The 14,365-nt window shown below is 67.0% G+C and carries 1 pseudogene; it reads right to left on the bottom strand.

What is annotated here, in order from left to right:
- A pseudogene (locus IEY68_RS33360) lies at positions 1–13,986 on the bottom strand (amino acid adenylation domain-containing protein); the annotation flags it as partial.
- Positions 13,987–14,365: the final 379 nt, after the last annotated feature.

Genomic DNA, 14,365 nt, shown 5'->3' on the forward strand with positions numbered 1-14,365 from the left:
CGGGACACCGATCGGGACCGAACCCTGATCCGTTCCGGTGGCCTGCCAATACGTGATCGACACCGCGGCCTCGGTCGGACCGTACAAGTTGTGCACCGCGGCATCGGAAATCGCGTGCACAGCGGTGACCGTCTCCGGGGGAAGGGCTTCACCGATCACGAACACGTGCTCGAGACTCCGGATCGACTCCGCCGGAGTATGCGCAGCGAACACCGACAGCATCGACGGCACGAAATCGGTCACCGTCACCTGATGCTCGGCAATCGTGCGCGCGAGATATTCGGTGTCCCGGTGACCATCCGGGGTCGCGACGACCAAGTGAGCACCGGCGGCCAAGGGCAGGAAGTAACCCCACAGCGACACATCGAACGTCGTCGCGGTCTTCTGCAGATAGACGTCAGAAGCGTCGAGCGGATACTGATCCAGCATCCACGCGACCTGATTACCGATCGCCGCATGCGAGACGGCCACACCCTTCGGACGACCCGTCGAACCCGACGTGAAGATCACATACGCCGTATTCGACGACCGCACCGGCGCACGCCGATCGGCATCGACGACCTCGGCCTCGGCATACCCCGACACATCCAGGGTGTCCAACATCAGCACCGCGACATCCGGTGCCACCACCGCAACACCGCCGTCGGCCACCGCGGCCACATCGGCGGTTGTCGTGAGAACACACAGCGGCGACGCGGTATCCAGAATGTAGCCGATCCGCTCCGCCGGATGCGCGGGATCCAACGGCACATACGCACCACCCGCAGCAACCACCGCATACATACCGACAACCAGATCCACCGACCGCGAAACCAGCAGACCCACCAGAGTCTCCGGGCCCACACCTTCGGCGATCAGATACCGCGCCAGCTGATTCACCCGGCCCGCGAACTCGCCGTAGGACAGACTCGTCCCCTCGAACGAGACAGCCACCCGATCCGGATGAGCAGCAGCCACAGCATTGAACCCGTCCAGCAGCAGCCCGGCACGGATCGCATGCTCGGTGGCATTCCACTGCGCCAGCACCTGCGCACGCTCGACCGGCGCCAAGATCTCCAGATCACCGACCGCGGTCTCCGGCGCCGCGACGATCTCCCGCAGCAACCGCGCGAACCGGTCGGCGAACCCCTGAACAGTGGTCTCGTCGAACAGGGCGGTGGCGTAGGTCAGATAGCCGGCGACTCCCTGCGGGGCACCCGATTCGTCGTAGGTGTCACCGAGGATCAGATTCAGGTCGAACTGCGAGATCTCGGAATCGAATTCCACACCCGAGACCGTCAGACCGGGCAGTTCCAGCACGGAAGCGGCCAGGTTCTGGAAGGTCAACCCCACCTGGAACAGCGGATGCCGCGCTTGCGAACGCGCCGGGTCGAGTACCTCCACCAGCCGCTCGAACGGCACATCCGCGTGCGCGAACGCCGCGATATCGGTTTCCCGCTGCCGCAGGAGCAGGCCGGTGAACGCTTCTCCGCGATCGAGCCGGGTCCGGAACACCAGGGTGTTCACGAACATACCGATCAGGTGGTCCAGCGCGGCCTCACCACGACCGGCTACCGGGGTACCGACCGTGATGTCATCGCTACCCGACAGCCGCGACAGCAGCACCGCCAGCGCCGAATGCACAACCATGAACAGGGTCGCGTTCTGCTGCTGAGCGACCCGCACCAATCCGGCGTGGGTTTCGGCGTCGATCGAAACGCGCACGCGGCTGCCCGCGAAGGACTGTACGGCCGGACGCGGCCGATCGACCGGCAGATCCAGCTGATCCGGGACACCCGCCAACGTCGACTGCCAGTACCCGACCTGTTTCGCCGCCGGCGACTCCGGATCGGACTCGTCGCCGAGCACGGCGCGCTGCCAGATGCTGTAGTCGGCGTACTGCACCGGCAACGCGGCCCACCCCGGCACCTCACCGGCGGTACGGGCCGCATAGGCGGTCATGAGATCCCGGGTCAGCGGGCCCACCGAGGAACCGTCACCGGCGATGTGATGGATCACCATCGCCAAGACGAACTCATCGACCACACCGTCGATATCCGATGCGTTACCCGGGCCGGGCGTATCGCCGATCCGCAGCAGTGCCACTCGCAACGGCACCTCGGCCGTCACATCGAAACCGGCCGACGCCAGCTCCGCCACCGCGGCCACGACATCCCCGGGAGCAACCGAACGAACCTGCAACCGTGGGGCAGCCGCACCGGCGGGCAGGACCACCTGCACCGGACCCGACTCGGTCTCCGGGTACACCGTCCGCAGCACTTCGTGCCGGGCGACCAGATCGGCGACCGCCGCACGCAGGGCAGCCACGTCGAGTGCACCGGACAACCGGATCGCCATCGGGAGGTTGTAGGCCGCCGACGCCTGATCGAATCGGTTGAGGAACCACATCCGCTGCTGCGCCAGCGACAGCGGCACCGCGTCCACTACCTCGCCCGAGGCCGTCACCCGCGTCGGCCGCGGCTGCGGCACCAACGCCGCACGCCCACCCGAACCCGCCTGCTCCTGAATCCGGGCGGCCAACGCCGAAACAGTGGCGGCCTCGAACAACAACCGCACCGGCACCGTGGTATCCAGCGCGGCCCCGAGGCGAGCCGCGACCTGGGTCGCGACCAGCGAATTACCACCCAGGGCGAAGAAATCATCATCCGCACCCACCCGCTCCACACCCAGCACCTCGGCGAACACACCCGCGACAATTTCCTCGATCGGAGTCGACGGCGCCCGGAACTCCTTCGTCTCGAACACCGGCGCCGGCAACGCCTTACGATCCAACTTCCCAGAAGTGTTCAACGGGAACGCATCCAACACGACCACCGCGGCCGGAACCATATAAACCGGCAACACCTCACGCAAAGCATCCAGCAACACACCGGACACAACCTGCTCGCCCGGAGCGGGCACCACATAAGCAACGAGCTGCTCACCCAGATCCGACGCCGCGACCGTCACCACAGCCTGACTCACCACCGGCTGCGCCAACACCGCCGATTCGATCTCACCCAACTCGATCCGCTGACCACGGAACTTCACCTGGAAATCAGTACGACCCAAATATTCCAGCACCGGCAGAGCATCGGTGCGGCCGTCGGCCTGCGTCTCGACACGACTCCACCGCACCAGGTCACCGGTCCGATACATCCGCCCCGCAGGATCGAACGGACTCGCCACAAACCGATCCGCCGACAGATCCGGACGCGTCACATAACCACGAGCCAACTGATCACCCGCGAGATACAGCTCACCCACCACACCGGCGGGCACCGGCCGCAACCGCGAATCCAACACATACACACGACTGTTCCACTGCGGAACACCGATCGGCACACCCGTGGTCTCATCACCGGTCGCCTGCCAATACGTGATCGACACCGCAGCCTCGGTCGGACCATACAAATTGTGCACCGCGGCATCGGAAATACTGTGCATCGCCGTCACCGTCTCCGGCGGCAACGCCTCACCGATCACGAACACATGCTCGAGACTCCGGATCGACTCCGCCGGAGTATGCGCAGCGAACACCGACAACATCGACGGCACGAAATCGGTCACCGTCACCTGATACTCGGCAATCGTCCGAGCCAGATATTCCGTATCCCGGTGACCGTCCGGAGTCGCCACCACCAGATGAGCACCCGCCGCCAACGGCAGGAAATAACCCCACAGCGACACATCGAACGTCGTCGCGGTCTTCTGCAGGTAGACGTCCGAAGCGTCGAGCGGATACTGATCCAGCATCCACGCGACCTGATTACCGATCGCCGAATGCGGAACCGCCACACCCTTCGGACGACCCGTCGAACCCGACGTGAAGATCACATACGCCGTATTCGACGACCGCAACACCGCGCGCCGATCAGCATCGGTCACCTCGACATCGGAGTACCCGGACACATCCAGGGCATCCAGCCCCAACACCGGCACACCCGCACCCTCGGGCACCGCAGCCGAATCAGCAGCAGTCGTGAGTACACACAGCGGCGACGCGGTATCCAGAATGTAGCCGATCCGCTCCGCCGGATGCGCGGGATCCAACGGCACATACGCACCACCCGCAGCAACCACCGCATACATACCGACAACCAGGTCCACCGACCGCGAAACCAGCAAGCCGACCAGCGTTTCCGGGCCCACACCTTCGGCGATCAGGTACCGCGCCAGCTGATTGACCCGGCCCGCGAACTCGCCATAGGACAGACTCGTCCCCTCGAACGAGACAGCCACCCGATCCGGATGAGCGGCAGCCACAGCATTGAATCCGTCCAGCAGCAACCCCGCCGGCACCGCATGCTCGGTCGCGTTCCACTCCGCCAGCACCCGAGTGCGTTCGGCCGGGGCGAGAACCTCCAGGTCGCCGACCGGTATCGACGGATCCGCCGATACCGCGGCGAGCAGTCGCACGAACCGGTCGGCGAACCCTTGCACTGTGGCGTGGTCGAACAGGGCGGTGGCGTAGGTCAGATATCCGGCGGCTCCTCGAGGGGCGCCCGTTTCGTCGTAGGAATCACCGAGCACCAGATTCAGATCGAACTGGGAGATCTCGGTATCGACGTCCACACCCGATACCGTCAGCCCCGGCAGTTCCAGACCCGACTGGGCCAGGTTCTGGAAGGTCAAGCCCACCTGGAACAACGGATGCCGCGCTTGCGAACGCGCCGGGTTCAGCACCTCCACCAGGCGTTCGAAAGGTACATCCGCGTGCGCGAACGCGGCGATATCGATCTCCCGCTGCCGCGACAAGAGCTCCGCGAACGACTCCCCACGATCCAACTGCGTCCGGAACACCAGCGTGTTCACGAACATACCGATCAGATCGTCCAGCGCCTGCTCGCCACGACCCGCGACCGGCGTGCCGACGGTGATGTCGTCGCTGGCCGACAGCCGCGACAGCAGCACCGCCAGCGCCGAGTGCACGACCATGAACAGCGTCGCGTTCCGCTGCTGCGCGACCCGCAGCAATCCGGCATGGATATTCGAGTCGATGACCACTTCGACCCGGCCACCCGCGAAGGACTGCGCTGCCGGACGCGGCCGGTCGGTCGGCAGATCCAGCTGATCCGGCACACCGGCCAGCATCGATCGCCAGTACCCGACCTGTTTCGTGGCCAGCGATTCCGGATCGGACTCGTCGCCGAGTAGCGCACGCTGCCAGATGCTGTAATCGGCGTACTGCACCGGCAACGCCGCCCATCCCGGGGCCTCTCCGGCCGACCTGGCAGCGTAGGCGGTCATCACGTCCCGGGTCAGCGGGCCGATCGACGAACCGTCGGCCGCGATGTGGTGCACCACCATCGCCAGCACGAATTCACCGGCGGCACCGGACTCTTCGGCGGTATCGGCCGTACCGTGCACACGCAGCAGCGCCACCCGCAACGGCACCTCGGCCGTCACATCGAAACCGGCCGACGCCAGCTCCGCCACCGCGGCCACGACATCCCCGGCAACAACCGAACGAACCTGCAACCGCGGGGCAGCCGCACCGACCGGCAGAACCACCTGCACCGGACCCGACTCGGTCTCCGGATACACCGTCCGCAGCACTTCGTGCCGCGCCACCAGATCGGAAACCGCCGCACGCAGCGCTTCCACATCGAGTGCACCGGACAGGCGGATCGCCAGCGGAATGTTGTAGGCCGCCGAGCCGCCGTCGAATCGGTTGAGGAACCACATCCGCTGCTGCGCCAGCGACAACGGCACCGCGTCCACGACCTCACCCGAGGCCGTCACCCGCGTCGGCCGCGGCTGCGGCACCAATTCCGCGCGCCCACCGGCGCCGGCGTGCTGTTCGACCCGCACTGCCAGACCGGCCACCGTGGAAGCCTCGAACAGTGCCCGCACCGGCACCGTCGTATCCAGCGCCTTCCCCAGTCGCGCGGCGACCTGCGTCGCGATCAGCGAGTTACCGCCGAGGGTGAAGAAATCGTCGTCGGCACCGACCCGTTCGACACCCAGGACCTCGCTGTACACGCCGGCCACGATTTCCTCGATCGGGGTCGACGGCGCCCGGAATTCCTGCGCCTCGAACACCGGCTCCGGCAATGCCTTCCGGTCCAGCTTCCCGGAAGCGTTGAGCGGGAACTCGTCCAGCACCATCAAGACCGCGGGCACCATATAGGCGGGCAACCGATCCGCGAGATGGTCCCGCAGTACCTCGGTATCGACCACCGCTCCCCTGGCAGCCACCAGGTACGCCACCAAGCGATCACCGATACGCGGATCGGATTTCGCCGTCACCACCGCGCGGGCCACCGATACGTGATCGGTCAACGCCGTCTCGATCTCACCCAGCTCGATGCGCTGACCGCGCACCTTCACCTGGAAATCGGACCGGCCCACGTACACCAGTTCGCCGGTGGCGGTCCACCGCACCACATCGCCGGTGCGATACATCCGCTCGCCCGTGCCGAACGGATCGGCCACGAACCGATCCGAACTCAGATCGGCCCGGCCCGCGTACCCGCGTGCTACCTGCGCACCCGACAGATACAGCTCACCCGTCACGCCCACCGGTACCGGACGCAACCGCGAATCCAGCACATAGGCCCGCGCGTTCCAGACCGGCGCACCGATCGGCACCGCACCCGCCACATTGTCCGCGGCCGCGGCATGGGTCGCGTGCACGGTGAACTCGGTCGGACCGTACAGGTTGAACAGCGCCACATCACTGACCCGGCGCACCGCGGCCACCACATCACCGGTGAACGCCTCACCCGCCACGAACAACAACCGCAGCGACGACAACGCGTCCGGATCACCGACCACACTCTCGGCGAACACCGACAGCATCGACGGCACGAACGAAGTCGCCGTCACCCCCTGCTCAGCGATCACCGATGCCAGATACGCCGGATCGCGATGACCATCCGCCTCGGCGACAACCATCCGGGCACCGACGGTCAGCGGCGCGTACAACTCCCACACCGACACATCGAACGTCGCCGGAGTCTTGAACAACACCACGTCATCACGATCGAACCCGTACTGGCCCACGATCCACGCGACCTGATTACGTACCGCCGCATGCGAAACCGCCACGCCCTTCGGGCGGCCCGTCGAACCGGATGTGAAGATCACATAGGCGGCATTGCCCGGCCGCAGCGGCGCCACCCGGTCGGCATCGGTCACCACCGCGGCGTCATATGAACCGATGTCGAGAACATCGAGTGCGAGCACCGGCGCGTCCCCCGCCACACCGTCACCCACGGCCGCGATATCACCGCTCGTGGACAGCACACACACCGGAGCGGCGGTATCGAGGATGTGCCGGATCCGTTCGGCGGGATGCGCCGGGTCCAGCGGCACGTACGCACCACCGGCCGCGACGACGGCATACATACCGACCACGAAATCCAGCGAGCGCGAGACCAGCAGCCCGACGAGGGCTTCCGCGCCCACACCCTGCGCGATCAGATACCGCGCCAACCGGTTGACCCGCGCGTCCAGCTCCGCGTAGGTGACCTCGGCGCCGTCGAAGACCACCGCCACCCGATCCGGGTGCTCGGCCACCGCGCGGGCGAAACCGTCCAGCAGCAGACCCGCCGGCAGCGGACGCTCGGTGGCGTTCCACTCCGTCAGCACTCGGGCGCGCTCGGCCGGGGCCAGGATCTCCAGATCACCCACCGGGACAGACGGGTCCGCGACCAGGCCGGCCAGCAATCGCACGAATCTGTCGGCGAACCCCTGCACCGTGGCGTGATCGAACATATCGGCGGCGTAGGTCAGATACCCACCCACGCCGGCCGGTGTTCCGGTGGCGTCGTAGTGGTCACCGAGCATCAGGTGCAGGTCGTACTGGGAAGTCTCGGTATCGATATCGACACCGGAAACCGTCAGGCCGGGCAGTTCCAGACTCGACTGCGCGAGGTTCTGGAAGGTCAGCCCCACCTGGAACAACGGATGTCGCGACTGCGAACGAGCGGGATTGAGCGCTTCCACCAGCCGCTCGAACGGCACGTCCGCGTGCGCGAACGCCGCGATATCGGTTTCCCGCTGCCGCCGGAGCAGATCGGCGAACGACTCCCCCTGATCCAATTGTGTCCGGAACACCAGCGTGTTCACGAACATACCGATCAGGTCGTCGAGTGCTGCTTCCCCGCGACCGGCGACCGGCGTACCGATGGTGATGTCGTCGGTACCGGACAACCGTGACAGCAGCACCGCGAGCGCCGAATGCACCACCATGAACAGGGTCGCGCCCTGCTGCTGTGCCACCCGCTGCAACCCGGCGTGGGTTTCGGCGTCCACCGCGATCTCTATCCGGCCACCGACGAACGACTGCACCGCCGGGCGCGGGCGGTCGGACGGGAGATCGAGCTGATCCGGCACCCCGGCCAGCGCCGACTGCCAGTACCCGACCTGCTGCGCCGCCAGCGATTCCGGATCGGTTTCCTCGCCGAGCAGTTCACGCTGCCAGATGCTGTAATCGGCGTACTGCACCGGCAAGGGCGCCCACCCGGGCGCCGCACCTGCCGCACGCGCGATATAGGCGGTCATCAGATCCCGGGTCAGCGGTCCCGCCGACGAACCGTCGCCGGCGATGTGATGGATCACCATCGCCAGCACGTATTCGCCCGTGGTACCGGATACGTGGGTCGCGTCGCGCGGTTCGTCCGCCGCCGGGTCCACGCGGAACAGCGCCGCCCGCAGCGGAACCTCCCCGGTGACATCGAAACCGGCCGACACCAGCTCCGACAAGGCCGCAACCACCTCGTCGGCGGCCACCGACCGCACCTCCAGTCGCGGCGCCGCGTCCCCGGCCGGCAGCACCACCTGCACCGGACCGGATTCGGTCTCCGGGTACACCGTGCGCAGCACCTCGTGCCGCGCCACCAGATCCCCGACCGCCGCCCGCAGTGCGTCCACATCCAGCGCACCGGACAGCCGGATCGCCAGCGGAATGTTGTAGGCCACCGATTGCTGGTCGAACCGGTTCAGGAACCACATCCGCTGCTGCGCCAGCGATAACGGCACCTGCGCGGGACGTGCCTGCGCCACCAGCGCCTTACGCCCACCCGATCCGGCGTGCTGCTCGACGCGCACCGCCAGACCGGCGACAGTCGAGGCCTCGAACAACGCGCGCACCGGCACCGTTGTATCCAGCGCCTTACCCAGCCGCGCCGCGACCTGGGTCGCGACCAGCGAATTACCGCCCAGAGCGAAGAAATCGTCGTCCGCGCCCACCCGGTCGGCGCCGAGGACCTCGGTGAACACACCCGCCACGATCTCTTCGATCGGAGTGGACGGCGCACGGAATTCCCGCGCTTCGAATACCGGCTCCGGCAGGGCTTTACGATCCAGCTTCCCGTTGACGTTCAACGGCAGCGCATCCAGCTCCACGAACACCGAAGGCACCATGTACGACGGCAACCGCTGCCCGAGTTCGGCTCGGATCCGTGCGGTGTCCAGACCGGCGTCGCCCTCGGGCACCACATACCCGACCAGCCGGTCCCCGGTCCGTGGATCCGAGGACGCCAGCACGGCGGTCTGCGCGACCTGCGGCAACGCCAGCAACGCCGCCTCGATCTCACCGAGCTCGATCCGGAAACCACGAACCTTCACCTGGAAATCGGAACGACCCACATACTCCAGCTCACCGGCCGTGGTCCACCGGACCACGTCGCCGGTGCGATACATACGCCCACCGGCACCGACCGTGGAACCGACGGCGAACGGATCGGCCACGAACCGATCCGCCGTCAGGTCCGGGCGACCGAAATATCCGGCCGCGAGCTGCGCGCCCGCCAGATACAGCTCACCCGCGACACCGTCCGGCACCGGACACAACCTGGCATCCAGCACGTACACCCGCGAATTCCACTGCGGTACACCGATCGGCACCGATACCCGGTCGGCCTCGGTCACCCGATGCGTGGTGATCGACACCGCCGCCTCGGTCGGACCGTACAAATTGAACAGTTCGACGGCCGGGAACCCCGCCAGCATCCGCTGCGCCGTCGCCGCCGGCAACGCCTCACCGATCGCCAGCACCCGCCGCAACGAACCCGCGAGCCCCTCATCGGTGCCCAGCAGGGCATCCAACATCGACGGCACCACCGTCAACGTCGACACCCGCTCACGAGCCATCAACACATTCAAGTACGACGGATCCCGATGCCCCTCCACCTCGGCGATCACCATCCGACCACCGGACACAACCGCGAGCCAGAATTCCCACACCGACAAGTCGAACGTCGCCGCAGTTTTCAACAACACCGCATCCGAGCCATCCAGCCCGAACTCTCCGGTGATGTAGCGCAACTGGTTCACGATCGCCGCATGCGGAACCGCCACACCCTTCGGACGACCCGTCGAACCCGACGTGAAAATCACATACGCCGTATCCGCCGCACACAACGGCGCCACCCGCTCGGCATCGGACACCGGCGACGAATCGAAACCACCGATATCGATGGCATCCAGGACCACCACCGACGCGGTGGCGAAACCGGCTTCGGCACCGATTTCGGTATCGCCGGTGGTCAGCACGCATACCGGCGCCGCGGTTTCCACGATGTAACCGGTGCGCTCAGCAGCCTGGTCGGGATCCACCGGCACATACACACCACCAGCCGTGGCGACCGCGTACATCGCGACCACCAGATCCACCGACCGCCGCAACCCCAGCACAACCCGATCCTGCGGACCCACACCCACCGCGATCAGATACCGGGCCAACCGATTGACCCGCGCACCCAACTCCCCATAAGTAACCCGAGAACCATCCGCGGCGACCAACGCCACCGCATCCGAGCCCGCCGCGACCGTCGCATCCAGCAACGACACCAGCGTCGCCGCCGAATCCAGCCGACGCTCGGTGGAATTCCGTTGCGCGACGATCGCGGTCCGCTCCGCGGCCGCCAGGATCTCCACATCGCCGACGGCTACCGAGGGATCGGCCACCAGCGCGGCGACCAACCGGGTCAGCCGGTCGGCGAAGCCCTGCACCGTGGCATGGTCGAACAGCGCCGTGGCATAGGTGAAATGTCCCGCCACACCCTGCGGTGCGCCCGCCTCGTCGTAGCTGTCGCCCACGATCAGATGCAGGTCGAACTGGGAGACCTCGACCTCGAAGTCCACACCCGAAACAGTCAGCCCCGGCAACTCCAGGCTCGACTGTGCCAGGTTCTGGAACGAGAAACCGACCTGGAACAGCGGATGCCGCGCGGTCGAACGAACCGGGTTGAGCACCTCCACCAGCCGCTCGAACGGCACATCGGCGTACGCGAACGCCGCGATATCGACCTCGCGCTGCCGGGCCAGCAGATCGGCGAACGACTCGCCGCGATCCACCACAGTGCGCAGCACCAGGGTGTTGACGAACATGCCGACCAGATCGTCCAGCGCCTGCTCACCGCGACCCGCTACCGGGCTACCCACCGCGATATCGTCGGTACCGGACAGGCGCGACAACAGCACCGCCAGCGCGGAATGCACGACCATGAACAGTGTCGCGTTGTGCTGCTGGGCGATTCGCAGCAATCCGGCGTGGGTCTCGGCATCGATCCGCACGCCCACCCGGCCGCCCAGCACGGATTGCACCGCCGGACGCGGCCGGTCCGCGGGCAGATCCAGTTGGTCCGGCAGATTTTCCAGCGCCGACTGCCAGTAGCCGAGCTGCTCGGCGGCCAGCGAATCCGGATCGCTCTCGTCACCGAGCAGTGCGCGCTGCCAGATGCTGTAGTCGGCGTACTGCACAGCCAACGGTTCCCACCCGGGCGCCGAACCCGCCGCCCGCGCGGCGTAGGCGGTCATCAGATCCCGTGTCAGCGGGCCCACCGACGAACCGTCACCGGAGATGTGGTGCACCACCATGGCGAGCACGAATTCGTCTGTGGCGTCGGCCAACTGGAGCAGCGCGACCCGCAACGGCACCTCGGCCGTCACATCGAAACCGGTCGACACCAATTCCGAGACGACCGTCACCACGTCGTCGGCGGCCACCGACCGCACCTGCAGGTGCGGCGCGGCCTCCCCGACCGGCAACACCACCTGCACCGGGCCGGATTCGGTCTCCGGATATACCGTCCGCAGTACTTCGTGCCGCGCCACCAGGTCCGCGACCGCCGCCCGGAGCGCATCCACGTCGAGCGTGCCGGACAACCGGATCGCCAGCGGAATGTGGTACGCCGCCGACGCTCCGTCGAACCGGTTCAGGAACCACATCCGCTGCTGCGAGAGGGATAGCGGCACCCGGTCCGGACGCGGGCGCGCGACCAGCGGCTCACGTCCACCGGATCCGCTGAGCTCGCCCAGCTTTGCGGCGAACTCGGCCACGGTCGAGGACTCGAACAACACGCGCGCCGGGATCCGGGCGTCCACGGTGGCACCCAACCGGCCCGCCACCTGAGCGGCGATCAGCGAGTTACCGCCGAGTTCGAAGAAATCGTCGTCCGCGCCGACCGGATCGGCGGGGTTCAGCAGATCGGCGAAAACGGCCGCGACCTGCTTCTCCAACGGGGTTTCCGGTGCCCGGTACTCTTTGGTGCGCAGCTGCGGTTCGGGCAGCGCCCGGCGATCGACCTTGCCGCCGGGGGTCAGTGGAATCCTGTCCAGCACGGTGATACTCGCCGGAACCATGTACGCGGGGAGCCGATTCGCGGCCAGGGTGAGCAACTCGCCGGTGTCGACGTAGGCCCCGTCGGCCGGGTGCACGTAGCTGGCCAATACGGTGGCACCGCTGGGTGGCTCGTAGCCGACGGTGACGGAGAAGTCCACCGACTCGTGCCCGCCCAGTACCGCGTCGATCTCGCCGAGTTCGATCCGGAAGCCACGGATCTTCACCTGGAAGTCGTTGCGGCCCAGATATTCCAGCGAGCCGTCGGCCAGCCAGCGCACCAGATCGCCGGTGCGGTAGAGCCGGGAACCGTCGTCGGTGAACGGATGCGCCACGAAACGTTGCGCGGTCGTCTCCGGCAGGTTGCGGTAACCACGCGCCAATTGGGCGCCGCTGACATAGAGTTCGCCGGTCACCCCGGTGGGCAGCGGGGCCAGCCGTTCGTCCAGGACATATTCGGTCACACCGCGGATCGGGGCGCCGATGCCGACCGGTGCGTCCGGCTGCATCGGGTCGCTGATATTGACCGCGACGGTGGCCTCGGTGGGGCCGTAGGCGTTGAAGAATTCCCGTGGATTCCCGTCCGCCGACGTGACGGCCCAGCGCCGCACCAGATCCGGCGGGCACGCCTCGCCGCCGGTGATCACCACGCGCAGCTCGTCCAGGCCCGCCGGATCGACGGAGGCCAGGGCGGCCGGGGTGACGAAGGCATGGGTCACCCCTTCGCTGCGCAGCAGTCCCGCCAGTTCTTCGCCGCCGAACACGGTCGGCGATACCACCACCATGGTCGCGGCACCACCGATCGCCAGCAGCAGTTCCAGGACCGAGGCGTCGAAGGAGGGAGAGGCGAAGTGCAGGGTACGTGCGGTCGTATCGACCCGGTACCGGTCGCGCTGCTCGGCACAGAACCCGGCCAGCCCGGCCTGGGTGATCACCACGCCCTTGGGTGTACCGGTCGAACCCGAGGTGTAGATGACATAGGCCGGATGCTCGGTGCGCAGCGGGCGCAGCCGCTCGTCGAAGGAAACCGGTTCGGCCGCGTACTGTTCGAGCACGGCGGCGGTATCGGCGCTGTCGATGGACAGCCACTCCACCTGATCGGGCAGTCCGGCCGCCGATTCCACGACGGTCAGGCCGAGGACGGCACCGGAATCGGTGACCATATGGGTGACACGGTCCACCGGATAGGTCGGGTCGACCGGAACATAGCCCGCACCGGTCTTGGCCACCGCCCAGATCGCGATCACCGAGTCGATCGAGCGGGTGATCCCGATCGCGACCAGGTCCTCGGGGCCGATATCGCGGGCGATGAGCAGCCGGGCCAGCCGGTTGGAGCGTTCGTCGAGTTCGGCATAGGTGAGCCGGCCGAGATTACCGGTGGCATCCACGTAGCTGACCGCGATACCCGACGGGTTGGTCTCGACCGCCGTCGCCATGAGCTGAGGGAGGGTGGTACCCCGAGGCCGCCGGGTCCGGGTGGGTCGTGTGCGCGCCGTTCGGGTCATGCCTACATCACTTCCTGGTGGTGGTCACACTGCTCACCGACAACCGAACCCATCAACCTGCCTTGCCTGCCTCGTTCGCTTCCGACTGCGGTGCACCCGCCGACGGCATACCGCTACCGACCTGCTGGGCGGTACCTCACACAGGGCGCGATCGATCGCCGCCGGACTCGCCGTCGTCCATCATTACATGGGCCGGAAGGGCCCGACTGTTACCACCGAGGATGCCATCACCCGGGGACACCTACCTTCGCCCGCCGCCGCCGACGGCGGGCGAAGGCGGTCCGGGACCGTTACACCGGTCCCGGACCCT

Source organism: Nocardia jinanensis, assembly GCF_014645735.1.
GTDB classification, from domain to species: Bacteria; Actinomycetota; Actinomycetes; order Mycobacteriales; family Mycobacteriaceae; genus Nocardia; species Nocardia jinanensis.